We start from the raw sequence: 26,621 nt of genomic DNA on the forward strand, positions 1-26,621 counted from the left end.
TTGGCACTCCGCCGCCGACGGGGCAGGATCGTCCCGTGGCAGAGATCATCACCGTCGAGCACCCCGAAGACCCGCGCCTGGGCGACTACACCTCCCTCACCGACGTGGAGCTGCGGCGCCGCCGCGAACCCGCCGAGGGCCTTTTCATCGCCGAGGGCGAGAAGGTCGTCCGCCGCGCCCTGGCGGCCGGCTACCGGATGCGGTCCATGCTGCTCACCCCCAAGTGGGTCGAGGTGATGCGTGACCTCATCGAGGCCGCCGACGCCCCCGTCTACCAGGTCGACCCCGCGCTGGCCGAGGCGGTCACCGGCTACCACGTCCACCGTGGCGCCCTGGCCTCCATGCAGCGCAAGCCGCTCCCCGACGCCGCCGCCGTACTGGCGGGTGCCCAACGGGTCGCCGTCATGGAGTCGGTCAACGACCACACCAACATCGGGGCGATCTTCCGCAGCGCCGCCGCGCTCGGCATGGACGCGGTGCTGCTCTCCCCGGACTGCGCCGACCCGCTCTACCGCCGCTCGGTCAAGGTCTCCATGGGCGCCGTCTTCTCCGTCCCCTACGCCCGCCTGGACCCCTGGCCCGCCTCCCTGGAGACCCTGCGGCAGGCCGGTTTCCAGGTGCTCGCGCTCACCCCCTCCGCGCAGGCCGAGCCGATCGACCGGGTCGCGCCGCACCGGATGCCCCGGGCGGCGCTGCTGCTGGGCGCCGAGGGCGACGGCCTCTCCCACCGCGCGCTGGCCGCCGCCGACCGGCTGGTCCGCATCCCGATGGCGCACGACGTCGACTCGCTGAACGTGGGCGCTGCCGCCGCCGTCGCCTTCTACGCCGTGGCCCACGGGCGGCCCGGGGAGTAGACCGCTCCGCAGGCCCCCGGGCCTCAGCCCCTCGGGCCGCCGCGCGGCAAGTGCGGCCGGGCCCGAGTGGACGGGCGGCCGTACGGGCATGCTTCTCTTCCGGGAGCGGGGGAGCGGACCCCGCCGGTCCTGCGGAGGGAACCGTCCTGAGCATCGCATCCCGCCCCGCACCGCAGCCCGACGGCAGCCCCCTCACCGTCGGCGTCGAGGAGGAGTTCCTGCTGGTCGACACCGGCCTCGGGGCAGCCGTGCCCTGCGCGCCCGAGGTCATCGAGCAGGCGAGCGCCCGCTTCGGCGCGGGCCAGGTCCAGGCGGAGCTGTTCCCCACCCAGGTGGAGATCGCCAGCGCCCCCTGCACCGCCCTGGCCGAACTCCGCGCCGATCTGCGGCGGCTCCGGCGCGGGGTGGCGGACGCCGCCCGCTCGGCCGGCTGCCGCCCGATGGCCTCCGGCACCGCCGTACTCGCCGCCGCCACGCCGGTGGAGGTCACCGACAAGCCCCGCTACCGGCGGATGGCCCGGACCTTCGCCCCGATCGCCGAGAGCCAGGCCGAGGGGGTGTGCGGCTGCCACGTCCATGTGGGCATCGCCGACCGCGACGAGGCCGTCCAGGTCGGCAATGCGCTCCGGCCGTGGCTGCCCGCACTGGAGGCGCTTGCCGCCAACTCCCCGTTCCGCCACGGCCGGGACAGCGGCTACGCCTCCACCCGGGCCCTGATCTGGTGCCGCTGGCCCTCTGCGGGACCGGCCCCCCGCTTCACCTCGGCCAAGGCGTACGACGACGCCGTGGACGCCCTGGTGGACTCCGGAATGCTGCTCGACCGCAAGATGGTCTACTGGTACGCGCGGCTCTCCGACCGCTACCCGACGATCGAGATCCGGGTCGCCGACGTCAACGCCGACCTGGACACGGTGGTGCTCTTCGCCGCCCTGGCCCGTGGACTCTGCGCCACCCTGCTGGCCGAGGTCAGAGCGGGCCGCCCCGTCCCGGTCGTCCCGGACGAACTGCTGCGTGCCGCGCACTGGCGCGCTGCCCACGACGGCCTGGAGGGCCTTGGCGTCGACCTGGTCACCGGCCGCCTCCGCCCGGCCCGGGACCTGCTGGAACGGCTGGTCGAGCACGCCCGGCCCGGCCTCGAAGCCGCAGGCGACCAGGGCACCGTGTCCACCCTGCTCAGCCGTCTGCACCGACTCGGCGGCGGCAGCGCCCGGCAACGCGCGGCCTACGCCCGGCACGGCGACTTCCGCGAGGTGGTCGACGACCTGGCGGCGGCCACGGCCACGGCCTGACCCCGGCGCGGCTCCCGTCGGCGGCCGGGGGGGTTACTCGCCGCCGGTCGCACCGGCGCCGGGCCAGGACTCCTCGATGGTGCCGTCGTTGCGCACGGTGTACCGGGTGGCGGTGGTGGCCGCCTCGCCGGGGACCCGCTCCTCGCGGATCAGCGACCCGCCGGCGATGCGCCAGGCCCCGACCGCTCCGGGGTCGGCCGCCGAGGCCCGGGCGGCCAGCAGTACCGGGGTGTCCCCGGAGAAGCCGTAGAGTTCCACCAGGTCGACCGGTACGGCGCCCTCGGTGCGGTTGAGCACCACCACGGCGGCGGGACCGCCCCGGTAGCGGGCGGAGAGCACGGTGGTCAGCGTGATCCGGGCGCCGCCCGGCGAGGCGGAGCCGTTGCGCAGCCGGATCGCGGGCCCCTCGCCGGGGTCGGAGTAGGTGCGGTTCGCCCAGTCGACCTCCGGCAGCACCTCCGAGGAGGCCGTCAGCCCGGTGTCGGCGGCCGACCCGGAAGCGGACCCGGAGGGGGAGGCGTCGGGGGAGGGCGAGACCAGCGCCGCGCCGTCCACCGACTGGTGGTAGCCGGTGCGGACGTCCTGCGGGCTCCGCAGCCCCTGGCCGCTGCGGTTGCGGCACCCTTGCGCCGCCGCGATGGCGAGGGCCACCCCCAGCGTCACCGTGACGAACACCACCAGCCGCTGGCGCAGCAGCCGCTGACGGTCCGGCGGAGCCGGGCGGCCCGGCGCGGGGGTGCGCTGGCGGTCGGCGTGCGGTCGCGACGGCCCGCCGGTGCGCGAGCCGCCCGGGGGGTGGGATGGCCGCCGCCCGAGGGGGCGTGCGGCAGGGGCGCGGTCTGCGCCTGCCCGGTCGGTCGGCGCCGGGGCGCGGGGCGCTGGGCCGGTGCGGGCTGGGCCGGGGCAGGCTGCGGCGCGGGAGGCTGGCGGGCGGCCGGGCGGCGCCCCTCGGCGGGGGCCCGGACGGCCGGAGGCGGCGCATGGCCGCCCGGCTCGGCGGTTGTGCCCCGGGCGGCCAACTCCCGCAGCCGCTCATAGAGCTGCACCGTCCCGGGCCGGTCGGTCGGCTCCTTGGCCAGGCAGGCCCGGATCAGCGGCGCCAGCGCCCCCGGCACCCCGGCCAGGTCGGGCTCCTCGTGCACCACCCGGTAGAGCATCACCTCGGAGGTGCCCGAGCCGAACGGCGAGTCGCCGGTGGCCGCGTACGCCAGGGTCGAGCCCAGCGCGAAGACATCCGTGGCCGGGGTCACCGCCGCGCCGCGCACCTGCTCGGGGGCGAGGAAGCCGGGCGAGCCCACCGCCGTGCCCACATGGGTGAGCGTGCTGGCGCCCAGCGACCAGGCGATGCCGAAGTCGATGATGCGCGGGCCCTTGGGGGAGAGCAGGATGTTGGACGGCTTCAGGTCGCGGTGCACCACCCCGGCCTCGTGGACGTGCACCAGGCCCTCGGCGAGCGCCGAGCCGATGGACGCCACCTCGGGCCACGGCAGCGGCCCCTCGTCGCCGACCCGCTTGTACAGCGAGGGGCCCGGCACATAGGCGGTGGCCAGCCACGGCCGGTCGGCGTCGATGTCGGCGGCGACCAGCCGGGCGGTGCAGCCGCCCCGGATCCGGGAGGCGGCGGCGACCTCGCGGGCGAAGCGGGTGCGGAACTCGGGGTCCCCGGCGAGTTCGGCCCGGATGAGCTTGAGCGCCACCCGCTGCCCCCGGCGGTCCGAGCCGAGGTAGACCACGCCCATGCCGCCGGTGCCCAGCCTTCGGTGCAGCCGGTAGGAGCCGACGACCCGCGGATCCTCTCGCCGGAGCCGCATCAACGCCATTCGCTTCCCGCCGCCTCAATTCCCCTCACCGGGGCATCGCCTGACTCTTCCGGCACAGCTTACGGACTGCCCGCAGCGGTGTGCTGATACGCAACGCGCGAGCAGGCGCCGGGATTGCCGGGCCCGTGAGGTCTTCACCACACCCCTTGCCGCCGCCGGAAAACCGGGCGACACCCGGCGGGCGGTCCACCACCATGGAGCCGCTGCCTCCTCCCTCCCCGGTCCCGAGGTGCCCCGTGCGGTCCGCCGGCACGGCCACCTCGACCGGGTTGGATGACGGCCTGTCAGTTCCCGCCCGTGAACGAAGGAGTGCAGATGAGCGCCTTGATCGACGATCACTGCGGCGCCCCCTCGGGGTTACTCTCAGGGTTGTCTCGGGGTGCCGGGGCCGGTGCCTCAGTCTCTGGTAGTACGCGTGAGGCGGCTGTGTCATCCTCCGGGATGCCCGAAGGACGGTACGAGGGCATGAGGACCGGCGGCCCCCGCCGCACATACGGTGGTGACCAGCGGTGGACGGGACGCTCGTCCCCCGAGGTACACCGTCCACCGCGCCAGCCACAACAGCCACAACAGCCGGAACAGCCGGCAGAGAACCACCCGCAGCACGACGACTCGCACGGCGAGCGGCAACGACGAGGAGCCAGGGGTATGGCAGCGCAGTTCGGAGGGCCGGTGCGGCGTCGCTGGACCCCCTCCGCCGGCCGGGCGGCGGAGGAGACCCGCCACCCGCTGGTCGCCGTCGCCATCGCGCTGCCGTTCGCGGTCCTGCTGTCCGTGGTCTTCGGCGGTTGGCACCAGGTGATGGTCCAGGCACAGTCCGTCGCCGCGATGATCGGGCGCTGATCCCGGGGGCTTGGGAGCAGCGTCGGCCGGGGGCCGGGTACGCGTTCGCATGGGACACGCGGACGGGCGAAGCGATGCGCGTACCGCCCCGGCCACTCGGTGGCGCCGCGTCCGGATGTCGGTGAGGGCAATCGGACGCGGCCGCCATGGGTGCGGGGTCGCACTCCAGTGGTCTGCTGCTTCCTGACGGACTGTCGGATTCCCTTGCCCGGCTCACGACGAAGGCCGCCGTCCCATGGACGGCGGCCTCGAAGTGCTGCAATGTGTGGGCGATACTGGGATCGAACCAGTGACCCCTACCGTGTCAAGGTAGTGCTCTCCCGCTGAGCTAATCGCCCGAGACGCCCGCCGAAGCGGCCGTACGGTCCTGCCTGAGTGGACGATACTGGGATTGAACCAGTGACCCCTACCGTGTCAAGGTAGTGCTCTCCCGCTGAGCTAATCGTCCTTGACGACCGGGGAACGGCCGTCGAGGTGGTGCGCGCACAGGGCGCGACCTCCGGGCCCCGAAGGACCCGGTGGGCGATACTGGGATCGAACCAGTGACCCCTACCGTGTCAAGGTAGTGCTCTCCCGCTGAGCTAATCGCCCTTGAGGCGGCCCGGCGAACCGGGAAACCCCTTGGAGGTGGAGACGGGATTTGAACCCGTGTAGACGGCTTTGCAGGCCGTTGCCTCGCCTCTCGGCCACTCCACCGAGTGAAGGGCTGCCAAACCCTTCTCCGAGCGGACGACGAGATTCGAACTCGCGACCCTCACCTTGGCAAGGTGATGCTCTACCAACTGAGCCACGTCCGCATGACCTCCGGTCGGCCTCCCCGCTTCTCTGCGGCTCCGCTTCCCGGCGACGTCATGAACTTTAGCGGATTCCCTCGCCAGCTCAAATTCCGTATCCGCAGCGTGGCGACGCAGTGCGGCAGCCCGGGTCGATCTCAGGCATCACAACGGCAACAGGAACCCCATGAGCCACGGGTCCGGCCGCCGCCGCGACCTACACTTCCGCAGACCCACTCCGTTCCGTCCCGCCTCTCCCGTCTGCCCGTCTCTCCCCTCTGCGCAGGAGCACCGTGTCCGGCACCACCCCCCGACGTCCCGCCGCCGACCCCGGGCTGCCTCCGCTGGCGCGCTTCGGCGACCGGATCGCGACCGGCCTGCGCGATGTGACCCGCGACCCGGCGGCCCTCGACTCGGCCGGCTTCTGGGCCGTGGTGGCGGACTTCGAGGGGCGTACGACCTGCGCCCGCTTCGACCGGGTCCGGCCTGCCACCGCCCCGCCGCCGACCGCAGGCTGGTGCGGGCCCGCCCGCACCGCGTGGACCAGTTCCCTGGACCGCGCCGCCTACACCGCAGGCGTACGCAGCATCCGCGAGCGCATCGCGACCGGCGAGGTCTACCAGGCCAACCTGTGCCGGGTGCTCTCCGCGCCGCTGCCCGACCCCGCCCGGTCCGATGTGGACGCGCTCACCGGTCGGCTGGCCCTGGGCAACCCCGCCCCCTATGCAGGAACGATTCGCCTCCCGGCCCACGGCGTGGAGGTGGCCACCGCCTCACCCGAGCTCTATCTGCGCCGCAGCGGACGCACCGTGCTCTCCGGCCCCATCAAGGGCACCGGCCGTACCGAGGCCGACCTGCTGGAGAAGGACCACGCCGAGAATGTGATGATCGTCGACCTGGTCCGCAACGACCTCGGACGGGTCTGCGCCACCGGCACCGTCACCGTCCCCGACCTGTGCGCCGTGGAGAAGCACCCCGGCCTGGTCCACCTGGTCTCCACCGTGCAGGGCACCCTGCGCCCGGACGCCGGCTGGCCCGAACTGCTTGCCGCGACCTTCCCGCCCGGCTCCGTCACCGGCGCTCCCAAGTCCAGCGCACTGCGGATCATCGAGGCACTGGAGACCGCCCCCCGAGGCCCCTACTGCGGCGCCGTCGGCTGGGTCGACGCCGACCGAGGCGAGGCGGAACTCGCCGTCGGCATCCGCACCTTCTGGATCGACCGCACCGCCCCCGGGGGCCCGGCCGTCCGCTTCGGCACCGGCGCCGGCATCACCTGGGGCTCCGACCCCGAGCGCGAGTGGGACGAGACCGAACTCAAGGCATCCCGGCTGCTGGCGGTAGCGTCGGACACGGAGGAGCCCATCTGAGCCCGGGCGTCACCCGAGCGACCACCCGGCGAGTGCCCGAGCGCCACACCCGAGCGCCATCCCCGAGCGACAAGAGCGACAAGGAGTACACGTCCATGATCTGGGTCAACGGTTCCCTGGTGGACCCCGGGGACGCCGCCGTCTCCGTGCTCGACCACGGCCTCACCGTCGGCGACGGCGTCTTCGAGACGGTCAAGGCCGTCGACGGGCGCCCCTTCGCGCTCACCCGCCACCTCGACCGGCTCGCCCGCTCCGCAGTCGGCCTCGGCCTGCCCGCACCCGACCGCGACCTGGTCCGGCGGGGCTGCGAGGAGGTGCTGCGCGCCAACCCGATGCCCTTCGCCCGGCTCCGGATCACCTACACCGGTGGCCTCTCCCCGCTGGGCTCCGACCGTGGCGACTCCGCCCCCACCCTGGTCGTCGCCCTCGGCACCGCCTCGCCGCGCCCCGACACCACCGCTGCGGTCACCGTCGAGTGGACCCGCAACGAGCGCAGCGCCGTGGTCGGCCTCAAGTCCACCTCGTACGCCGAGAATGTGGTCGCCCTCGCCCACGCCCGCCAGTACGGAGCCTCCGAGGCGATCTTCGGCAACACCCTGGGCCGGCTCTGCGAAGGCACCGGCTCCAACATCTTCGTGGTCCTCGGCAGCCGGCTGGTCACCCCGCCGCTGGCCTCCGGCTGCCTCGCCGGGATCACCCGGGCCCTGGTCGTGGAGTGGCTTGCCGCCGAGGAGGCCGACCTGCCGCTCTCGGTGCTGCACGAGGCGGACGAGATCTTCCTGACCTCCAGCCTGCGTGACGTCCAGGCCGTGTCCCGCATCGACGGGCGCGACCTGCCCGGCGCCCCCGGCCCGGTCACCGCCAAGGCCATGGCCGTCTTCGCCGAGCGCAGCGCCGACGACATCGACCCCTGACGGCCCGGAAATCCGGCCCGGGCACAGCCTCGGAAAACCGCATGGCCCACCCGCCCCGGCGGCGGTAGCCTCACCCGGGCCGCCGCACGCACCCGCGCGGCGGCCCGGGACACCGGACGACACCCCGGAGAGGCGGGTACACCCACCCCATGACCACCACGCTGCGCCCCGACGGGCCCGAGGAGCCGCTGCCCGGCGGAGGCCGCACCAGGAGCTTCGCGGTCTGTGCCAACGGCCGCCCGGTCGGCGCCCTGTGCGTCACCGCCCACGGCGGCCCGGCCGGCCTCACCGGCTGGATCACCCGCCTGGAGATCACCGAAGGACGGCGGCGCGGCCGGGGCACCATCGCCGTCCTGGCCGCCGAGGAGGTACTGCGCGGCTGGGGCTGCACCCGCGTCGACGTCTCCATCCCCGAGGAGTGCGAGGCGGCGCTGCGGTTGGCGTCCGCCCTCGGCTACCGGGAGCGGATGCGCCAAATGGCCAAGCACCTCACCGAGCAGCCGCCCCCGCTCCCGGCCGGACTGACGGGGCGGCCCATCGACGCCGCAGCCTTCCCGGCCTGGCTCGCCGAAGAGAAGCGGGGCTACGTCGACGAACTCGTCGGCACCGGCCTCAGCGAGCAGCAGGCCCGGGAGAAGTCCGAGGCCGACCACCGGGCGCTGCTCCCCGACGGACCGGACACCCGGGACACCGCACTGCGGTTCCTGGTGCCCGCCCAGCCCGCCGACGCCGAACCGCTCGGCAGCCTCTGGGTACAGCAGGGCGGCCGCCCGGGGCCCGACGGCGACCTCGCCTGGGTGTTCTCGGTGGAGGTCGCCGAGCACGCCCGAGGCCGTGGCTACGGGCGTGCCCTGATGCACCTGGCCGAGCGGGAATGCCTGGCGGCCGGCGTCCACGACCTGGGACTCAATGTCTTCTTCGACAACGAGGTGGCCATCGGCCTGTACACCTCGCTCGGCTACCGGATCACCCAGCGGACCTTCGGCAAGCCGCTGCTCTGACGGCGGCCGGGGGGAGGCCCGGCGCCCGGTCAGCCGGCCCGGTGGCGCTCCAGTACGGCGACGATCCGCTCGCGCAGCCCCTGCTGGCTCTTCCCGCCGTCCAGCCGCTCACCCGCGACCACATACGTCGGCGTGCCGGTGACCCCGATGGCCTTGCCCTCCGCCTGGTCCGCGTCCACGACCAGGGTGTGCCGACCGTCCACCAGCGCGGTGTCCATCTCCTCGGCGTCCAGGCCCAACTCCCGGGCGACCTCCAGCAGCAGCGCCTCGCCGCGCCGGTCCAGCTCCTCCACCCGGGCGAGCACCGCCTCCACAAACGGCCACCCCCGGCCCTGTACAAACGCCTCCTCGGCGGCCTGGGCGGCGGCGAAGGCGTGCTTGTGCTTCTCCAGCGGGAAGTGGCGCAGCTCCACGGTGAGGGCGTCGCCGTAGGCGGCGCGCAGTGCGCGGATGTCGTCCAGGGCGGTGCGGCAGTCGGGGCACTGCAACTCGCACCACAGCTCAAGGCGGGGCAGGGAACCGTCGGTCATGGCCCCCAGTCTCCCATCGCCCGGCCGGTGCCTGCTGCCGCGCCCGGCGACCTCGGCCCCGCTCGCCGCCCTGGGTTGCCGCCGCGCCGGGTGGGCACGATGGAGGACGTGACGACGGAAGTGGTGTGCTACGCCCTGACGGCGCTGGGTCTGGCGGTCGGCCTGCTGTCGGCCGTGCGGCGGCGGTTCCTGGCGGCCACCCGCTGGGTCGCGGTCGCCCTGCTGCCGGCCGGCGTCTACCTCGCGGGCCTGGTGCCCGTGCTGCGCCGCATCGGGCGGATGCTCCGTACCTGGGGTGCCGACCTGGTGCTGAGCCCCCAGGTCTGGACCGGTCTGGGACTGCTGGCGCTGGCACTGCTGCTGTTCGCCGCCGCCCACCTCGCCGGACGCCGCCGCGCCGCCCGGACGGCAGTCGCACCCCCGTCGGCGCCGCGCGCCACGGCGGCTCCGGCAGCCGGGCCGCCTGCCCTGCGCGCCCGCCCGGCCGCCCCTCAGGCGACCGAGCCCGCACCCAAGTCCGCCCCGGGCCGCAAGGGCGGCGGCGACGACCTGGGCGACTTCTCCGAGATCGAGGAGATCCTCCGCCGCCGGGGCATCTGAGCCGGTCGGCGCCCTGCGGCGCGGCGAGGGCACCCGGGGCGTCGGCCGCCCGCACGCGACCGGGCCAGGTCGCGCCTACTGCCCCGCCGGTCTCCGGTCAGCGCGCCCCGGCGCCCTGCGGTGCGAGGGCGGCGTCCTGGGTGTCGGCCGCCGAGCGCTGACGGGCCCGGTACGCCGCGACATGGAGCCGGTTGCCGCAGGTACGGCTGTCGCAGTAGCGGCGCGAGCGGTTGCGGGAGAGGTCCACGAAGACCCGGGCGCAGTCCGGCGCCTCACAGCGGCGCAGCCGCTCCCGCTCCCCGGCGACCAGGATGAACGCGAGCGCCATGCCCGCCTCGGCGGCGAGGTGGTCCGCCAGCGCGGCGCCGGGGGCGAAGTAGTGCATATGCCAGTCGTGGCCGTCGTGGTCGGTCAGCCGAGGGGTGGTACCGGCCTTGGCGACCAGGGTGTTGACCAGCTCGGCCGCCGCCCGGGTGGAGGGTGCGGCGAAGACGGCCCGGAAGCGGTCCCGGAGGGCGTGCACCGCCGCCAGGTCTCCCGGCTCCAGCGGGCCGACCTCGCTGAGCTCGCGCCGGACGACGAAGTCGCGCAGCGCGGCCAGGTCCGGCAGTTCCTCCTGGCCGCATGCTTCGGCGGAGGTGTTGAGGAGATCCACGAGCATGCCCAGGGCGCACTCGGTGTCATGGGTGATCAGCACGTCGAGACTCCTCGCTCGGCGTCCGGGCCCGGATCCGGCCCGGGCTGCGGCGGGGCGTGGCCGCCCGTGTCGGTCACCGCGACTCTACCGTTACGGCACCTGTCGGCAAGGAGCGCGCCGCGCCGTGACCCAGCCTGCGCCGTGATCCAGCCCGGGCCGTGACGCAGCCGGGCCGTGACGCAGCAGTCGCCGCCGTGCCGGGGCACGGCGGCGACTGCGTCGGCTGACGGGTGCTGCGTTGTCCCGCCGTGCCGGGGCACGACAGGTGTAGAGGCGCCGGATCGGCCGTGCCCCCGAGTAGGACGGCCGCTGCGACGCCGGACGGTGGTGTGGATGCCCCGATCCAGCGGTCAGCTCTCCGCAAGGATGTGGGACAGCTCCCGGTCCAGGTCGAAGTGGCGGTGTTCGGTGCCGGGCGGCACCGCCGCGTCGGTGCGCTTGAGGAACGACTCCAGCGCGCGCGCCGGTGCTTCGAGGAGCGCTTCTCCTTCCGGGGAACTCAGGGCGATGCAGACGACCCCCTGCCCATGGCTGCGGGACGGCCACACGCGGACGTCGCCGGTACCCGTCGGCCGGTGCAGCCCCTCCGCCAGGAGGTCGCGGGCGAACACCCACTCCACGGTCTCGTCGGCGCCGGTGTGGAACGTGGCGTGCACGGCATAGGGGTCGGCCGTGTCGTAGCGCAGGCCCGCGGGGACGGGCAGCGAGGAGTCGCTCGACACGATGAGGCGCAGGTGCAGCTCGCAGCTGACCGTGGTGTTCATAAGCGCCAGGGCCTTTCGCTCAGTGTGCGCTCGGGGAATCGCACGTCGGCGAACGGACCATCCCACCGTGACGACCGGTGTAAACCCCTCTGTCCCGATTCGGGGCCGCTTCGTACCCCTTCCGGCGGAGCGCGGAAACGCCGCTGCCGCCGTTCCGGTGAGCCGTCGGCACGCAGGGTTGCGAATCGCTCCGGTAGGTTTTCGAACATGGCGTCGCACAGGGACCGCAGCGGCACCGGCGAGGGCTTGCACCGCCCGGCCGCCGGTGCGACGCGGGCACCGGAGCCGGAGGGCGGCCGGTATGGCTCCAAGGCCCCCGCGTTCATCCGCCGCTCCCGCTCGCTCCACCTCACCTGGCGGATCGCGATCCTGGTCGTCGGGGTCGCGGTGATCGTCGCCGGCATCCTGCTGCTCCCGCTGCCCGGCCCCGGCTGGGCGGTCATCTTCGCCGGTCTGGCGATCCTGGCCACCGAGTTCACCTGGGCCCAGCGGTTGCTGCACTGGGCCCGGACCAAGGTCACCGAGTACGCCCGGCGGGCGGTCGACCCACGGGTGCGGCGGCGCAACCTTGCGATCCTGGCCGGGGTGCTGGTGCTGCTCGCCCTGGGCGTCGCGCTCTACGTGGCGAAACGGGGCTGGGTGCTGCCCTGGTGAGCCCCGGCCGGTGGTCACGACCACCCCGCGCGATGCGGTAATGTTTTCTCTGCGCCCGGGCGATTAGCTCAGCGGGAGAGCGCTTCGTTCACACCGAAGAGGTCACTGGTTCGATCCCAGTATCGCCCACCGGGAATTACCCCGGCCGGATATCCGGCCGGGGTTTTCCGCATTGTCGCAATGCCGGGAGGGCGGCCCGCCGGGCGGGTGGGCGGCGCTGCGTGCGGCCCTGACGGCGGATCACCGGGAACGGCGTTGCGAACGGCCCCCCGGGTGGTGCTAATGTTCTTCCCGTGCCCGGGCGATTAGCTCAGCGGGAGAGCGCTTCGTTCACACCGAAGAGGTCACTGGTTCGATCCCAGTATCGCCCACCGGGAAGAAGGCCCCGACCGGATCATCCGGTCGGGGCCTTCCGCGTCTCCGGGGGTCCCTCGGGGTCGGTGCCTGGCGTCAGGCAGCCGCAGCGCAGCGGTGGTCCCGCCCGGGCAGCAGCCGTCGGCCGCAGGTGCACCGCTCGGGCCGCAGCGGCCAGGCGGTGTCCACCTGCTCCGGCGTCCCCGCCCGGTCGAACCACGCCTGGAGTCCGCGTGCCTGCGCCGCGTGCCAGACCACCTGCCGCAGATGCAGCTCGGCGGGGGACAGGGCGCCGAGGGTGCCCGGATGCCGCCGGCCGAGCTCCCGCACCAGGTGCAGCGAGGCCAGCGCGTCCGCCCCGGCGTCGTGTGCCGCGCCCAGCGTGACCCCGTAGTGCGCGCAGAGGTCGGTCAGCGTCCGCCGTCCCTTGCGGTAGCGGTCCACATGCTTGTCCAGCACCCGGGGGTCCAGCACCAGCAGCGGTGCGTCCGCCAGGTGCTCGCCCAGCGGGCTGCCCCGGTGCCGCTTGAGCTCGCGGTCCAGCAGCGTCAGGTCGTACGGCGCGTTCATCACCACCAGCGGCACCTCCGCCCGGGCGCGGGCGGCCAGTGCACGGGCGATCTCCTCCACCACCGTGCGCGGCGGCCGGCCGTGCTCGCGCACCTGGTCGTCGGTGATCCCGTGGACCGCGCGGGCGGCCTCGGGGATGGGGATGCCGGGGTCGGCGAGCCAGGTCAGCGTCTGCGCCGGAGCCCCCGGGGCGGCCTGGAGGACCAGGGCGGCGGAGACGATGCGGTCGTGCTCCACGTCCACACCCGTGGTCTCGGTGTCGAAGGCGGCGAGCGGCCCCTCGTACCAGCGTGTCATGACGGACCCTCACATCCCTTCGCATGCCGCTTCCTGACCTGGTGATACCCGTGTCGGAGTGTCCGTCAACCCCGGTCCGACCTGCGAGTTTCCGGCCCTTCCGGCCAGGGGACCAGACAAGGGTGACGGTCCGTCCGCTGCGCGGGGGGCGCCAAGCCGTCGCGGGGGCATGGGGATGACGTACCGATGGCGCTGACACTGCCCGAACCGGAGGGCTCGCCGAGCGACTGGGCCGCACCGCTGCGGGGCGACCTGGCGACCACCGCCTGCATGGAGACCCTTCAGGTGGGGTACTTGCACGCGGTCGCGGCGGCGGCCGGCTGCTCGCTCTCCCAGCCGTTCCCGGACAACGGCATCGACTGGCACCTCAGCCATGGCTCGGCGGCCCATGCGGCGGACGACGAGGTGACCATCAAGGTGCAGCTCAAGGCCACCCAGCAGACCGCTCCCTGCCCGGCGGGCCCGTACTTCAGCTTCACCCTGGACAACGACCATCTGCGCAAGCTGGCCCGGTCCCGGGTCGCGGTCCACCGGATCCTGGTGGTGATGCTGCTGCCCCGGTCGGTGGACGACTGGCTGCTGGCCCGGCCCGACCGGCTGGAGCTGCGCCACTGCTGCTACTGGGTCAACCTGGCGGGGCACCCGGTCACCGGGAAGCGGCGCACCAATGTGCGCATCCCCACGGAGCGGGTCTTCGACGACCGTGCGCTCTGCGCGATCATGGCGCGCGTCGGCGCGGGCGGCAGCCCGTGACCCCGCGCGGCCTGCGGAATGGACGGCCACGACGGCGGGAGGCGCGGCATGGCGGCGACAGGACGTGACAGCGGCGCGGCGGACCGGGACGGCCCGCTGCCGAACCCGTCCCGGGTCGACCCGGGGGTGCTGGCCGCGCTGCTGGCCCGGCAGGGCTGGGTGCGGCGCGGCGGACCGGCCGGGCGCTATGGGCGCTGGACGCCGCCCGGCGACGGCGCGGGGGCCGGGCTGAGCCTGCTGGTGCCGGCCGGGCCGGGCTTCGACGACGCCGCCGACCTGCTGGCCGAGGCCGTCGCCGCGCTGGCCCGCTCGCGGCTGCCGTCCGCCCGCGCGGTGCTGCTGGCGCTCAGCGTGCCCGGGGACGAGGTCCGCTGGGAGCGCGAGGTGCCCGGTACGGGGGGCGCGGTCCCCTGGGACTCCGAGGACGCGCTGCGCGGCGCGGCCGGGGCGATGCTCCGGGCGGCGGCCAAGGCGGCCCACACCCGGTGCGGCTACTTCGGCGCCCGGCTGGACGGGCAGGCCGCCGCCTTTCTGCGCCGGGTGCTGGTCGCGGAGCCCGGCAGCGGTGGCGGTCGGCTCACCGCGTACACGCCCGCTCCGGAGGGGCGCGGGGTGACCACCACCCTGGTCCGGGCCCTGGAGGCGCTGCGGGACGCGGTGGACTACCGACGCGCCACCGGCCGCCTGGACGCCTTCGACCAGGCGGTGCCGGCCGGGGTCAGCCGGGAGCTGGTGGGGGCGGTGGAGCGGCTGGTGCGCGGCAGCGAGGGCGCCGGGATCGCGCTCGCCTGGTCGCCTGCGGCCGGACCGCCGCGCGGCTTCGCCGACCCGCGTCCGGCGGTGGAGTTCTCCCCGGGCGACCTGCCGGCGCTGGCGGAGGCGGCCGAGCGGCTGGTGCTCGGCGAACCGTCCGTGGAGGTGCGGATCACCGCCGCCGTGGTGCGGCGCGGGCGGCCCGGGCCGGACGGCTCCGGCACGGTGCGGCTGCGGGTGCTGGCCGGTGCGGAGGTGGCCGAGGTCCGCGCCCGGCTGGACGGGGAGGCGTACCGCACGGCGCTGCGCGCCCGGCAGACCGGGGTGCCGCTGCGGCTCAGCGGCCGGCTGGAGCGCGACGGCGGCTTCCGGAGGCTCACCGGCGCCCGCGATCTGACGCTCTGCGAACTGGACGGCACGGAGCGCGAGCGGCTGCTCAAGGCGCTGCGGGAGCGCCCGGAGGGGATCCCCGTGGGCGGCGAGGAGGAGGCTCCTTAATTCTCGGTACCATCGTCAGCGCAGCCCGTACGCTGCGAGGAACGTTTTCCGCGAGTCAGGAGAGACCGGTGTCGGACGTCCGTGTGATCATCAACCGCGAACCCGATCGGGAAGAGCGCGTGGTGACCACGGGCACTACCGCCGCAGAACTCTTCCCGGGCGACCGCTCCATCGTCGCCGCCCGGGTGGCCGGGGAGCTCAAGGACCTGGCGTACCAGCTCCAGGACGGCGACGAGGTGGAGCCCGTCGCCCTCGCCAGCGAGGACGGCCTGGCGATCCTGCGGCACTCCACCGCGCATGTCATGGCGCAGGCGGTGCAGGAGATCTTCCCCGAGGCCAAGCTGGGCATCGGCCCGCCGATCAAGGACGGCTTCTACTACGACTTCGACGTGGAGAAGCCGTTCCACCCCGATGACCTCAAGGCCATCGAGAAGAAGATGCAGGAGATCGTCAAGCGCGGTCAGCGCTTCTCCCGCCGCCCGGTGACCGACGACGCCGCCCGCGAGGAGCTGGCCGCCGAGCCGTACAAGCTGGAGCTGATCGGCCTCAAGGGGTCGGCCGCCGATGCCGCCGACGGCGCCTCCGCCGAGGTCGGCGCCGGCCAGCTCACCATCTACGACAACCTGGACGCCAAGACCGGCGAGCTGTGCTGGAAGGACCTCTGCCGGGGTCCGCACCTGCCCACCACCCGCCTCATCCCGGCCTTCAAGCTGATGCGCAGCGCCGCCGCCTACTGGCGCGGCAGCGAGAAGAACAAGCAGCTCCAGCGGATCTACGGCACCGCCTGGCCGTCCAAGGACGAGCTCAAGGCGTACCTGGACTTCCTCGCCGAGGCCGAGAAGCGCGACCACCGCAAGCTCGGCGCCGAGCTTGACCTCTTCTCCATCCCCGAGGAGATCGGCTCCGGCCTGGCCGTCTTCCACCCCAAGGGCGGCATCATGCGCCGGGTGATGGAGGACTACTCGCGCAGGCGGCACGAGGAGGCGGGGTACGAGTTCGTCTACACCCCGCACGCCACCAAGGGCACCCTCTTCGAGGTCTCCGGCCACCTGGACTGGTACGCCGACGGCATGTACCCGCCCATGAAGCTCGACGGGGACATCGACTACTACCTCAAGCCGATGAACTGCCCCATGCACAACCTGATCTTCAGGTCCCGGGGCCGGTCCTACCGCGAACTGCCGCTGCGGCTCTTCGAGTTCGGCACCGTCTACCGCTACGAGAAGTCCGGCGTGGTGCACGGGCTCACCCGCGCCCGGGGCTTCACCCAGGACGACGCGCACATCTACTGCACCAAGGAGCAGATGCCGCAGGAGCTGGACTCGCTGCTCAGCTTTGTGCTGGACCTGCTGCGTGACTACGGCCTCAACGACTTCTACCTGGAGCTCTCCACCCGGGACCCGGAGAAGTCCATCGGCACCGACGAGGTCTGGGAGGAGGCCACCGAGACCCTGCGGCAGGCCGCCCAGAAGCAGAACCTCGAACTCGTCCTGGATCCGGGCGGCGCCGCCTTCTACGGTCCCAAGATCTCCGTGCAGGCCCGGGACGCCATCGGCCGCACCTGGCAGATGTCCACCATCCAGGTCGACTTCAACCTGCCCGAGCGGTTCGAGCTGGAGTACCAGGGCGGGGACGGCAACCGCCAGCGCCCGGTGATGATCCACCGCGCCCTCTTCGGCTCCATCGAGCGGTTCTTCGCGGTGCTGCTGGAGCACTACGCCGGCGCCATGCCGCCGTGGCTGGCCCCGGTCACCGTCGTCGGCATCCCGATCACCGACGAGCATGTGCCCTACCTCCAGGAGGTCGCGGCCAAGCTGCGGGCCGAGGGGGTCCGGGTGGAGGTCGACGCCTCGGACGACCGGATGCAGAAGAAGATCCGCAACGCCCAGAAGGCCAAGATCCCCTTCATGCTGCTGGCCGGTGCGGAGGACATCGCGGCGGACGCGGTCTCCTTCCGCTACCGCAGCGGCGAGCAGAAGAACGGGGTGCCGGTGGACGAGGCCGTCGCGGAGATCGTCAAGGCGGTCCGGGACCGGGTCCAGGTCTGACCCGGCGCGGTACCGCTCCGGAGCGCCCTGTTCGAATCGGGGCGCTCCGGCCGATTACCAGATCCGGTTCGGCTGTGCGGGTGATCCGCTCCATCCAATCCTAAAGAATGAAAAAGGCGGCCCTTTTCACTCCTGTGAGTGAAGGGCCGCTTTCTTTGCCCTCGGCCTCCTGGCACTCTCTCTGCCATGGGCCGACGAGTCGAAGAATCCGGAGAGCCAACGCCGTCGGCGACGTCGGCGGATTACCCGTTCACCTCACGCTGGTTCGACCACGGCGCCTATCGCCAGCACTATCTGGACGAGGGCGACGGGTCGCCCGTACTGATGCTGCACGGCAACCCGAGCTGGAGCTACTACTGGCGGCACCTGGTCGCCGGGTTGCGGGACTCCCACCGGTGCGTGGTCCCGGACCACATCGGCATGGGGCTTTCGGCGCGGCCCGCCGAGCGCGACTACCGCTACACCCTGGCCTCGCGGGTGGACGACCTGGAGGCGCTCACCAGCCATCTGGTGGCCCACGGCGGTGCGCCCTCCTCGGGGTGGACGCTGGTCATGCACGACTGGGGCGGGCCCATCGGCATGGCCTGGGCCGCGCGCCACCCGGACCTGGTCGCCCGGCTGGTGGTGCTCAACACCGCCGCCTTCCCGAGCCCCTTCGGCCCGCGCCTCCCGCTGACCCTGCGGCTGCCGCTCTGGGCGGTCCGGCGGACGCGCCTCGCCCGCCACCTGGTGCTCCGCCGCAACGCCATGGCCAGGGGAGCGGCCCGCTACGGGGTGACCCACCGGATGGCCCCCCAGGTCAGGGCGGGGTACCTGGCGCCCTATGGCACCCCCGAGGACCGGCTGGCCATCCTGCGGTTCATCCAGGACATCCCGGTCTCCCCGGCCGACCGGGCCTGGGACGAACTGCTGGCCGCCGACCGGGCCACCGCCCTGCTGGCCGACCGACCGGTGCTCATCGGCTGGGGCGCGCGCGACCCGGTGTTCCGCCGCGCCTTCCTGGACGAATGGCGACGCCGCTTTCCCGACGCGGACTGCCGAATCCACTCCCGTTCCGGCCACTACATTATGGAGGACCAGCGGGACGCAATGGTGGCGGAAATCCGCGCTTTCCTGGCGGACGATTCCCGAATGCGGGACGGAGCGGGAGAGCGGCGGCCATGACGACGCCCCCGGCCGTCGGCGCGGCCGAGACGCTGGGCATGGCCATTGTCGGAATCGGCTGCCATGCGGAGCCTTTCACCACGGTGGACGAGCTGGAACGCGCGCTGTTCGAAGGACGTGCCGACCTCGCTACGCGGGTGCGCCCGCCCGACGCCGCCGACCAGGACGGCTCGCCGGTGGCCCGGGCCGCCCGCCAGGCACTCCGGGACGGCGGCGCGGAGACCGGCGAGCCGATCGCCGCCGCGCTCCTTGTGCTGGCCGAGGAGAAGGCGGACCCCGAGGCCGGCCGGCGGCTCGCACAGCGGCTCGCCACCTCCGGCCCGGTGGACACCCTGGCCGGAGACGACGGCGACCTGGCGGAGGCGCTGCGCCGGGCACACCGCGTGCTCCGCCTCGGCGGGGACGTCCTGGTCTGCGCCGAGGACTCCGGCGGGGCGGTGGCGGTGCTGCTCACCGATGCCGCTCGGGACCGCCGACGGGCCTATGCGGTGCTGGACGCCATGGCGGTCGGGCAGCGCGGAGCGGCGGACCGGGTCGCGCTGGAGGCCCTGGGCAGCAGGGCGCTCGACCCCCGGGACGTCGAGTACCTCGGTCTGTACGGCGCGGACGCCGCCGAGCGGGACGCGACCGCGGCCGAGCTGGGCCGGGTCTGGTCGGCCGAGGCGGTCGGGGTACGGCACAGTGTGCTGGCCCCGACCGGGGAGAGCGGGCCGCGGGCCATGCTCACCGCCGTGGTCCGGGCCGCCCTCTGCCTGCACCACTGCTATCTGCCCGCCGTCCCCGAGGCGGTCACTTGCGAGTCGGTCATTGACGAGTCGGCCACTGACGAGGCGGCCACCGCCCGGTCGTCGCGGCAGGGGCCATCTGGGGAGCGGTCCGGGCTGTACCTGCCCTCCGGCAGCCACCCATGGCTGCGGCCCTCCGCCGCCGCCCCACGGCGGGCGTCCGTGGCGGCGGGGACCGGCGACCACCGGGCGTATCTGCTGCTGTCCGGGGCGGCCGAGCGGGGCGCCCTGGTGCACACCGACTGGTCGCGGGTGACCGACCTGGCACTGCTGCCGGTATGCGGCCGGGACCCCGACGACCTGGTCCGCGCCGTCGCCCGGACGCGGGACGCGCTGGACGGCGGCGCCGACCTCGCGGCACTCGCCGCCCGCTCGGCCGAGGAGTCGGCGGGCGCGGCGCTGCGCGCGGTCTTCTGCGTGACCCCGGAGTCGGTGGGCCGGGAGCTCGGGCTGGCCCTGGGCTCGCTGCCGCGCACCCTGGCGGAGGGCCGGGACTGGGCCAGCCCCGGCGGCAGCTGCTGCGCGGCCCGGCCGATCGGGCCCGGCGGCGGGGTCGCCCTGGTCTTCCCCGGCATCTTCGGCGCCTTCCCGGGGTTCGGACGCGACCTGCTCCGCTGCTTCCCCGGGGAGCTCGCCGCCGTCGGGGAGTCGGCGTTCCGACGCGACGCCGGGTGCGGCGGGGAACTGGTGCGGCGGCTGCTGGGCAAGGACGCCGCCGAAGCGGAACTCGCGGCGCTGGAGCGGGAGCTGTACGGCGACGCCGCCGGGCTGACCGAGGTGGGGATCCTCTTCGCCGTCTTCCACACCCGTCTGCTGCGCAGCGTGCTGGGTCTGCGGCAGCACGGCGCGCTCGGCTACAGCCTCGGCGAGATCAGCATGCTGGCCGCCACCGGCTGGCTCTCCTGCACCGAGGACGACCTCGCCGCGCTCTTCGCGCTGCCGCTCTTCGACCAGGCGGTGGGCAGGGCGCGGCAGGTGGTCCGGGCCGCCTGGAACCTCCCCGAGGAGCTGCCGGACGGCGCCGTCTGGGGCTCCCGGGTCGTCTTTGCCGGAGCCGCTGAGGTCCGGGAGCGGCTGAGCCGCTTCGACCGGGTCTTCCTCACCCATGTCAATACGCCGGGCGAGGTGGTGGTCGCCGGTGATCCGGCTCAGTGCGAGGCCCTGGCCGAGGCGATGGGGCGACCCAGCATCCCCTCCGCGTACAGCCACCTCTTCCACACCCCGCTGATCGACACCGGGCGGGCCCCCGGGGAGCTCGGCCGACATGTCCGGCCGACCCCGGACGCGGAGCTGCTCAGCGCGCACGGCTGCCGACCGCTGGACGCCTCGGCGCCCGGGGAGACCGCCGCCGACGTCGTGGGGGTGATGCGGCGGACCGTCGACTTCCCACGCCTCGTCCGGGCCGCCTATCTGCGCGGCTACCGCTACTTCCTGGAGGTGGGGCCCGGCGGCGTCTGCACCCGCTGGGTGGACGACTGCCTCGCCGACCGGCCCCATGTGGCCGAGGCCGTCGAGCGGCGCGGCATGCCCGCCGACCGGTCCATGGCCCGGCTGCTGGCCAGGCTCGCCAGCCACGGCCTGCCGGTGGACCTGGCCCCGTTCCTGCCCGGCCGCCCGCGAACCGCCCCCGACCACGCCCTGGTGAAGGAGACCCTGTGACGTCCGAACCCGTGGACGCCGTCGCCCGCGACCGTGTCCTCGACGTCATCCGCGAGGTGATCGCCGCCTCCCTCGCCGTCGAGGTGGCAGAGGTCCCCGCCGAGTCGCGCCTCTACACGCTGCCCGGCATCGACTCGCTCAAGGCGCTGCGCGCCGTGACGGAGGTGGAGCAGCGGTTCGGGGTCACCCTGGACGTCGCCCAGGTGCTGGTGACGCACACCGTGGGGGAACTGGCCGACATCGTCGCCGCCGCAGCGGAAGGGAAGAGCTCGTGACGCCCGCCGGTGCGGCCCGCCATGCGCGGGTGGCCGAGGTCGCCACCCATCTGCCCGAGGACGGGATGACCAGCGCCCAGGTCGAGGCGAGGCTGGCGGAGTTGAACCCCGGGCTCGTCCCGCCGCCGGGACTGATCGAGCGCCTCACCGGCGTCCGCTACCGCCATCTCGCCCCCGACGACTGGATGGCCTCCGACCTGGCCGCTGCCGCCGTGCGGAAGCTGCTCGACTCCTGCGGCCGGGACCTCGCCGACATCGATCTGCTGATCTTCGCCGCCACCAGCGCGGATGTGATCGAGCCGGCCACCGCCCATATCGTCGCGGAGAAGCTCGGCGCCCGCTGCCCGGTCTTCGATCTCTCCAACGCCTGCAACAGCGTGGTGAACGCGATCGAGGTCGCCGATGCGCTGATCTGCGCCGGACACTACGACCGCATCCTGATCGCCTGCGGGGAGCGGGTGACCCTCGCGGCGCAGTGGCGGCTGTCGGGGCTTGACGAGCTGTTCACCGTGGGCGCCTCGCACACCGTCTCCGACGCCGGTGCCGCCCTGCTGCTGGAGGCCAGCGACCGGCCCGGGGTACTGGGCCACCGCTTCACGGCCGAGTCGGCGGCCTGGCCGACCACCGTCGTGCCCGTCCAGCGTGACCGGCAGACCGGGGTGCTGACCGCAGGCCGGTTCCAGGTCAGGTCGATGGAACTGCTGGCGGCGCTGGACCGGGCCGACCTCACCCCGCTGCTCGACGCGGTGACCGGGCTGGGGATGACCATGGCGGACTTCGCGGTGGTCTGCGTCCACCAGGCGGCGCTGCCCTATCTGGCCCCGTTCTGCGAGCGGGCCGGCATCCCGCTGGACCGCACCGTGGTCACCATCGCCGACCACGGCAATGTGGCCTCGGCGAGCCTGCCGCTGCAACTGGTCACCGCCGTGGAGACCGGGCGCCTGAAGCGGGGGGACCACGCCCTGCTGATCGGGCTGGCCAGCGGGCTGAGCCTCGGCGCGATGGTGCTGAGGTGGTGACCCGGTGACCCTGCTCCCCACCCCCGAGGACGGCACGCCGGAGAACGGCCTGCCGGACGACACAGCGGCCGACCTCACGGCCGCCTTCGAGGCACTGCGCGCCCGGCAGCCGGACGCGGTCGCGCTGCACCACCCGGTCCGCAACGGCCGGTACGCAGAGCTGACCTACCGTCAACTGACCGAGCGGTGCGACGCCTACACCGGTGCGCTCTCCCACGCGGGCCTGCGGCCCGGGATGCGGACCTGCCTGATGGTGCCGCCCGGACCCGATCTGGCGGCGCTGGTCCTCGCCCTGGCCCGGCTCGGGGTGGTCCCGGTGCTGATCGACCCCGGGATCGCCAGGTCCGCGCTCCGCCGCTGCCTGGCCGAGGCCGCGCCGGATGCCTTCATCGGAGTGCCGAAGGCGCACGCGGGCCGGGTGCTGCTGGGCTGGGCCCGCCGCTCCGTGCGCCTGCCGGTCACGGTCGGCCGCCGCTGGTTCTGGCGCGGCCCCACCCTCCGGGCGCTCTGCGCCGCCGCCCCCGACATCCCGCCGCCCCGCGCGGACCGGTCGCCGGACGACCTGGCCGCTATCGCCTTCACCTCCGGATCGACCGGTGTCCCCAAGGCCGTCGAGTACCGGGCGCGGCACCTCGGTGCGCAGCTCCGGCTGGCCCGGGAAACCTTCCCGCTGGAACCGGGGACGGTCGGCATCTCGACCTTCCCGCCGTTCGCCCTGGCCGGTCCCGCGCTCGGGCTGACCCTGGTGGTCCCACGGATGGACCCGATCCGCCCCGCCTCCGCCGACCCGGCGGTGCTGGTCGCCGAGATCGGCCGGTTCGGCGCGAGCGGCCTGTTCGGCGCGCCCGCGCTGCTGGACTCGCTCTCCCGGTACTGCGCGGACCGGGCGCTGGTGCTGGAGCCGCTGCGCTTTGTCACCTCCGCCGGAGCGTCGCTGGACCCCCGCACCGCCGAGCGGCTGCGGCGCTGCCTGCCCGAGGACGCCCTGCTCCACTCCGCGTACGGGGCCACCGAATGCCTGCCGCTGAGCGTCATCGAGAGCCGTGAACTCCTCGGCGAGACCCGCCTGCCGACCGAGCGGGGCCACGGCGTCTGCGTCGGCCGCCCGCTGGCGGCGAACACGGTACGGGTGATCACCGTCTCGGACGGGCCCATCCCGCTCTGGAGCGACGACCTGCTGGCGGAGCCCGGCGCCGTCGGTGAGATCACCGTCGCCGGACCGGCGGTCAGCGAGCGGTACTTCGGCCGCCCGCAGGAGACGGCACTCGCCAAGATCCGCGAGGGCGACCGGATCGTGCACCGCATGGGCGACCTCGGCCGACTGGACGAGCAGGGGCGGCTCTGGCTCTGCGGACGCACGTCGCAGCGGGTGCGCACCCCGGACGGAGACCTCTGCACCGAGCAGGTCGAGCCGATCGCCAACACCGTCCCCGGCGTCCGGCGCAGCGCACTGGTGGGCGTCGGCGCCCCGGGTGCCCAGACACCGGTGCTCTGCGTGGAGGCCGAACGCGGCATCCGGCGCTCCCAGCGGCCCCGGGTGGCGGCCGAGGTGCTCGACCGGTTCGCCGGGTATCCGCACACCGCCGCCATCCGGCAGGTGCTGTTCCACCCCGGCTTCCCGGTCGACATCCGGCACAACGCCAAGATCGGCCGGGAGCGGCTGGCGCGCTGGGCCGCCGGGAGGCTCCGGTGAGGGTACTGGTCACCGGCGGCAGCGGCTTCCTGGGCAGGGCCGTCTGCGTCCAACTCCGGGCGGCCGGCCACCAGGTCCGGTCGCTCGGCCGCCACCGCTCGGCGCAGCTGGCCGCCCTCGGCGTGGAGCAGCACCCGGCGGACCTCCGCGACCGGGCGGCGGTCGCCGACGCGGTCGCCGGATGCGCGGCGGTCATCCACTGCGCGGCCAAGGCCGGGGCCTGGGGACCGGCCGCCGAGTACCACGCGGTCAACGTCGGCGGCACCGAAAACGTGATCGCGGGGTGCCTGGAACACGGCGTGCGGCGGCTGGTGTACACCTCCAGCCCTAGCGTGGTCCACCGGGGCCGGGACCTGGAGGGCGTCGATGAGTCGGTGCCGTACGCCACCCGCTTCCCGGGCCCGTACCCCCGGAGCAAGGCGGAGGCCGAGCAGCGGGTGCTGGCGGCCAACTCGCCGCAGCTGGCCACGGTGGCGCTGCGGCCCCATCTGATCTGGGGCCCCGGCGATCCGCACTTCACCCCCCGCATCCTCGAAGCCGCCCGCACCGGCCGGCTGCGGCTGGTCGGGCCACCGGGCAAACGGATCGACACCACCTATGTGGACAACGCCGCCGAGGCCCATCTGCTCGCCCTGGACCGGCTGCACCCGGCCGCGCCGATCGCAGGCCGCGCCTACTTCCTCAGCCAGGGCGACCCCCGGACCACCGACGACACCCTGAACGCCCTGCTGGCGGCGGCCGGACTGCCCCCGGAGACCCGACGCGTCCCGCGCGCCCCGGCACGGGCCGCCGCCGCCCTGCTGGAGACCGCCTACCGGGCGGCCCGGGTGCCGGCCGAACCGCCGCTCACCCGGCTGGTGGCCGGACAGCTCGGCACCTCGCACTGGTTCGACATCTCCGCCGCACGGCGTGACCTGGACTACCGGCCGCGCATCGGCACCGAGGAGGGGCTGCGCCGGCTGGCCTGGCACCTGGCAGCGAGTACGGCCGGACCGGAGAACGGCGGCGCCCGATGAACCGCTACCCGACAAGGGAGGACGCATCGATGCCCGTCCAGCAGCGCTCCGGCTCGGCCCCTGGGGAGGCGGGCCGACCGGTGTACGCCCCGGCCGAGCTGCCCGGGGTGATCCAGCGGATCCGGGAACCGGCCCATGTCGTACGGGACCGCGACGGCGGCCTCGGCGTGGCGGCGGGCAGCCCACCGCCCTCCGGCCCCGGCGGCGAGATCGTCGGCACCCTGCCGCCGCTCTACCCGGAATGGCTCGGCGACCGCTCGTTCGGCGAGGCCCATGCGGTGCGCTTCCCCTATGTGGCCGGGGAGATGGCCAAGGGGATCGCCACCACCCGCATGGTGACCGCCATGGCGGAGGCGGAGATGCTCGGCTTCTTCGGCGCGGCCGGCCTCGCCCTGCCCGCCGTGGAGGCCGCGGTGGACGAACTGCGGCGTGCCCTGCCCGGCCGGACCAACTGGGGCGTCAACCTCATCCACTCCCCGGCCGAACCGGCCCTGGAGGAGCAGGTCGCGGATCTGCTGCTGCGCCGCGCCGTGCCCCATGTCTCCGCCTCCGCCTTTATGCGGCTGACCCCCGCCGTCGTCCGCTGCGCCGCCACCGGACTGCACCGGGACGCAGCGGGCCGGATCGCCCGGCGGACCCGGCTGATGGCCAAGGTCTCCCGCCCGGAGGTGGCCGAGCAGTTTCTGTCGCCGGCCCCCGAGCCGCTGCTGCGCGCCCTGGTGGAACGCGGCCTGCTCACCGCCGAGGAGGCCGAGTTGGCCGGGCACGTCCCGGTGGCCGACGACATCACGGTGGAGGCCGACAGCGGCGGCCACACCGACAACCGCCCGCTGTCGGTGCTGCTGCCCACCATCCTGGCCCTGCGCGACCGGACGGCCGAGCGGTACCCCCGCCACCCCGGGCCCGTCCGGATCGGCGCGGCCGGCGGGCTCGGCACCCCGGGCGCGGTCTCCGCCGCCTTCGCCCTCGGCGCCGCCTATGCGGTCACCGGGTCGGTGAACCAGGTCGCGGTGGAGTCGGGCGTCTCCGACGACGCCAGAAACCTGCTGGCGCAGGCCGATGTCGCCGATGTCACCATGGCTCCCGCCGCAGACATGTTCGAGCTGGGCGTGAAGCTCCAGGTGCTCCAGCACGGCACGCTCTTCGCCGCGCGGGCCACCCGGCTGTACGACGTCTACCGCGACCACGACTCGCTGGAGTCCGTCCCGGCGGCGCTGCTGGCCCGGATCGAGGCCGAGGTGCTGGGCAGCCCGGTCGCGCAGGTCTGGGAGCTGACCCGGCGGTTCTGGGAGCGGCGCGACCCCGCCCAGCTGGCCAGGGCCGAGCGCGATCCCAAGCACCGGATGGCCCTGGTCTTCCGCTGGTACCTGGGCAGCTCCAGCCGGTGGGCGATCACCGGGGACACCTCGCGCCGCGCCGACTACCAGCTCTGGTGCGGCCCGGCGATGGGCGCCTTCAACCGGTGGACGGCGGGCAGCTTCCTCGCGCAGCCCGGCAACCGGTCGGTGGTCCAGATCGCGCTCAACCTGCTGGAGGGCGCGGCGGTGCTGACCCGCGCCCACCAGCTGCGCACCTATGGCGTACCGGTTCCCCCGGCGGGGTTCCACTTTCGGCCCCGACCGCTGAGCTGA

General features: G+C 74.2%; 24 protein-coding genes and 7 tRNA genes. 20 read left to right on the forward strand and 11 right to left on the reverse strand.

Annotated features, from left to right (window positions below; all coding sequences use genetic code 11):
* Nucleotides 1–35 precede the first annotated feature (35 nt).
* A complete protein-coding gene (locus tag C7M71_RS28070) occupies nt 36–854 on the forward strand; it encodes a TrmH family RNA methyltransferase (RefSeq protein ID WP_111494314.1) in 819 nt (272 codons plus the stop codon).
* A 50-nt stretch (nt 855–904) separates the two neighbouring features.
* Nucleotides 905–2,143: a carboxylate-amine ligase gene (locus C7M71_RS28075; RefSeq protein ID WP_229758967.1), complete on the forward strand. Its 1,239-nt coding sequence runs from the start codon at nt 905–907 to the stop codon at nt 2,141–2,143.
* A gap of 33 nt (nt 2,144–2,176) precedes the next feature.
* Here the strand turns inward: C7M71_RS28075 and C7M71_RS32330 are convergent, their stop codons facing one another.
* Both C7M71_RS32330 and C7M71_RS28080 read right to left on the reverse strand, forming a co-directional pair.
* Entirely contained in the window at nt 2,177–2,821 is a 645-nt protein-coding gene (locus C7M71_RS32330) for a hypothetical protein (RefSeq protein WP_229758968.1), read from the reverse strand.
* Nucleotides 2,803–3,954: a serine/threonine-protein kinase gene (locus C7M71_RS28080; RefSeq protein WP_229758969.1), complete on the reverse strand. Its 1,152-nt coding sequence runs from the start codon at nt 3,952–3,954 to the stop codon at nt 2,803–2,805. Before C7M71_RS28080 ends, C7M71_RS32330 begins: the two co-directional genes overlap by 19 nt.
* A gap of 657 nt (nt 3,955–4,611) precedes the next feature.
* On the opposite strand from C7M71_RS28080, the gene C7M71_RS28085 reads away from it, so the two are divergent.
* Nucleotides 4,612–4,806, forward strand: a complete 195-nt coding sequence (locus C7M71_RS28085; protein ID WP_111494123.1) for a hypothetical protein — start codon at nt 4,612–4,614, stop codon at nt 4,804–4,806.
* A gap of 266 nt (nt 4,807–5,072) precedes the next feature.
* Here C7M71_RS28085 and C7M71_RS28090 read toward each other — a convergent pair.
* The 5 genes from C7M71_RS28090 to C7M71_RS28110 form a co-directional block, all read right to left on the reverse strand.
* A tRNA-Val gene (locus C7M71_RS28090) sits at nt 5,073–5,144 on the reverse strand.
* A gap of 38 nt (nt 5,145–5,182) precedes the next feature.
* A tRNA-Val gene (locus C7M71_RS28095) sits at nt 5,183–5,254 on the reverse strand.
* A gap of 71 nt (nt 5,255–5,325) precedes the next feature.
* A tRNA-Val gene (locus C7M71_RS28100) sits at nt 5,326–5,397 on the reverse strand.
* A 31-nt stretch (nt 5,398–5,428) separates the two neighbouring features.
* Nucleotides 5,429–5,502 (reverse strand) — tRNA-Cys (locus tag C7M71_RS28105).
* A 28-nt stretch (nt 5,503–5,530) separates the two neighbouring features.
* Nucleotides 5,531–5,603 (reverse strand) — tRNA-Gly (locus C7M71_RS28110).
* A 269-nt stretch (nt 5,604–5,872) separates the two neighbouring features.
* On the opposite strand from C7M71_RS28110, the gene C7M71_RS28115 reads away from it, so the two are divergent.
* From C7M71_RS28115 to C7M71_RS28125, 3 genes are all read left to right on the forward strand, one after another.
* Entirely contained in the window at nt 5,873–6,946 is a 1,074-nt protein-coding gene (locus C7M71_RS28115) for a chorismate-binding protein (RefSeq protein WP_111494121.1), read from the forward strand.
* Nucleotides 6,947–7,041: 95 nt separating this feature from the next.
* Entirely contained in the window at nt 7,042–7,860 is an 819-nt protein-coding gene (locus tag C7M71_RS28120; protein ID WP_111494119.1) for an aminotransferase class IV, read from the forward strand.
* Between the two features lie 149 nt (nt 7,861–8,009).
* A complete protein-coding gene (locus tag C7M71_RS28125) occupies nt 8,010–8,861 on the forward strand; it encodes a GNAT family N-acetyltransferase (RefSeq protein WP_111494117.1) in 852 nt (283 codons plus the stop codon).
* Nucleotides 8,862–8,890: 29 nt separating this feature from the next.
* On the opposite strand, the gene C7M71_RS28130 is transcribed toward C7M71_RS28125, so the two are convergent.
* Entirely contained in the window at nt 8,891–9,391 is a 501-nt protein-coding gene (locus C7M71_RS28130; protein WP_111494115.1) for a DsbA family protein, read from the reverse strand.
* A 99-nt stretch (nt 9,392–9,490) separates the two neighbouring features.
* Here C7M71_RS28130 and C7M71_RS28135 point away from each other — a divergent pair, with 99 nt between their 5' ends.
* Entirely contained in the window at nt 9,491–9,991 is a 501-nt protein-coding gene (locus tag C7M71_RS28135; protein WP_229758970.1) for a hypothetical protein, read from the forward strand.
* A 97-nt stretch (nt 9,992–10,088) separates the two neighbouring features.
* On the opposite strand, the gene C7M71_RS28140 is transcribed toward C7M71_RS28135, so the two are convergent.
* Together C7M71_RS28140 and C7M71_RS28145 are read right to left on the reverse strand one after the other, a co-directional pair.
* The gene (locus C7M71_RS28140) at nt 10,089–10,688 is read right to left on the reverse strand and encodes a CGNR zinc finger domain-containing protein (protein WP_111494866.1); all 600 of its coding nucleotides are present in this window, start codon (nt 10,686–10,688) and stop codon (nt 10,089–10,091) included.
* A gap of 350 nt (nt 10,689–11,038) precedes the next feature.
* On the reverse strand, nt 11,039–11,452 hold the full coding sequence (locus C7M71_RS28145) for an SsgA family sporulation/cell division regulator (RefSeq protein ID WP_055586074.1): 414 nt from the start codon (nt 11,450–11,452) through the stop codon (nt 11,039–11,041).
* A 207-nt stretch (nt 11,453–11,659) separates the two neighbouring features.
* Between C7M71_RS28145 and C7M71_RS28150 the strand changes: the two genes are divergently transcribed.
* The 3 genes from C7M71_RS28150 to C7M71_RS28160 all read left to right on the forward strand — a co-directional run bounded on the left by C7M71_RS28150 (nt 11,660) and on the right by C7M71_RS28160 (nt 12,477).
* Nucleotides 11,660–12,106, forward strand: a complete 447-nt coding sequence (locus tag C7M71_RS28150; protein ID WP_111494864.1) for a TIGR02611 family protein — start codon at nt 11,660–11,662, stop codon at nt 12,104–12,106.
* Nucleotides 12,107–12,163: 57 nt separating this feature from the next.
* Nucleotides 12,164–12,235 (forward strand) — tRNA-Val (locus C7M71_RS28155).
* Between the two features lie 170 nt (nt 12,236–12,405).
* A tRNA-Val gene (locus C7M71_RS28160) sits at nt 12,406–12,477 on the forward strand.
* A 79-nt stretch (nt 12,478–12,556) separates the two neighbouring features.
* Here the strand turns inward: C7M71_RS28160 and C7M71_RS28165 are convergent.
* Nucleotides 12,557–13,327 (reverse strand): exonuclease domain-containing protein, encoded by a 771-nt coding sequence (locus C7M71_RS28165; RefSeq protein ID WP_111494862.1) that lies wholly within the window; start codon nt 13,325–13,327, stop codon nt 12,557–12,559.
* A 186-nt stretch (nt 13,328–13,513) separates the two neighbouring features.
* Between C7M71_RS28165 and C7M71_RS28170 the strand changes: the two genes are divergently transcribed.
* The 10 genes from C7M71_RS28170 to C7M71_RS28210 all read left to right on the forward strand — a co-directional run bounded on the left by C7M71_RS28170 (nt 13,514) and on the right by C7M71_RS28210 (nt 26,621).
* A complete protein-coding gene (locus tag C7M71_RS28170) occupies nt 13,514–14,080 on the forward strand; it encodes a DUF4365 domain-containing protein (protein ID WP_111494860.1) in 567 nt (188 codons plus the stop codon).
* A gap of 48 nt (nt 14,081–14,128) precedes the next feature.
* Nucleotides 14,129–15,331 carry a hypothetical protein gene (locus tag C7M71_RS28175; protein ID WP_114914623.1) on the forward strand — a complete coding sequence of 401 codons (1,203 nt, stop codon included), beginning with the start codon at nt 14,129–14,131 and terminating at the stop codon, nt 15,329–15,331.
* Nucleotides 15,332–15,399: 68 nt separating this feature from the next.
* A complete protein-coding gene (gene thrS, locus C7M71_RS28180) occupies nt 15,400–17,379 on the forward strand; it encodes a threonine--tRNA ligase (protein ID WP_111494817.1) in 1,980 nt (659 codons plus the stop codon).
* Nucleotides 17,380–17,565: 186 nt separating this feature from the next.
* Nucleotides 17,566–18,543: an alpha/beta fold hydrolase gene (locus C7M71_RS28185; RefSeq protein WP_111494815.1), complete on the forward strand. Its 978-nt coding sequence runs from the start codon at nt 17,566–17,568 to the stop codon at nt 18,541–18,543.
* The gene (locus tag C7M71_RS30860; RefSeq protein ID WP_162824433.1) at nt 18,540–20,987 is read left to right on the forward strand and encodes a hypothetical protein; all 2,448 of its coding nucleotides are present in this window, start codon (nt 18,540–18,542) and stop codon (nt 20,985–20,987) included. Before C7M71_RS28185 ends, C7M71_RS30860 begins: the two co-directional genes overlap by 4 nt.
* A complete protein-coding gene (locus tag C7M71_RS30865) occupies nt 20,984–21,262 on the forward strand; it encodes an acyl carrier protein (RefSeq protein ID WP_162824434.1) in 279 nt (92 codons plus the stop codon). Before C7M71_RS30860 ends, C7M71_RS30865 begins: the two co-directional genes overlap by 4 nt.
* Nucleotides 21,259–22,281 (forward strand): 3-oxoacyl-ACP synthase III family protein, encoded by a 1,023-nt coding sequence (locus C7M71_RS28195; RefSeq protein WP_229758971.1) that lies wholly within the window; start codon nt 21,259–21,261, stop codon nt 22,279–22,281. The genes C7M71_RS30865 and C7M71_RS28195 overlap by 4 nt, the downstream gene beginning before the upstream one ends.
* Nucleotides 22,282–22,285: 4 nt before the next feature.
* The gene (locus C7M71_RS28200) at nt 22,286–23,974 is read left to right on the forward strand and encodes a fatty acid CoA ligase family protein (protein ID WP_229758972.1); all 1,689 of its coding nucleotides are present in this window, start codon (nt 22,286–22,288) and stop codon (nt 23,972–23,974) included.
* Nucleotides 23,971–24,990 carry an NAD-dependent epimerase/dehydratase family protein gene (locus tag C7M71_RS28205; protein WP_111491826.1) on the forward strand — a complete coding sequence of 340 codons (1,020 nt, stop codon included), beginning with the start codon at nt 23,971–23,973 and terminating at the stop codon, nt 24,988–24,990. Before C7M71_RS28200 ends, C7M71_RS28205 begins: the two co-directional genes overlap by 4 nt.
* A gap of 29 nt (nt 24,991–25,019) precedes the next feature.
* Entirely contained in the window at nt 25,020–26,621 is a 1,602-nt protein-coding gene (locus C7M71_RS28210; protein WP_111491825.1) for a PfaD family polyunsaturated fatty acid/polyketide biosynthesis protein, read from the forward strand.

Source organism: Peterkaempfera bronchialis (assembly GCF_003258605.2).
Taxonomy (GTDB): domain Bacteria; phylum Actinomycetota; class Actinomycetes; order Streptomycetales; family Streptomycetaceae; genus Peterkaempfera; species Peterkaempfera bronchialis.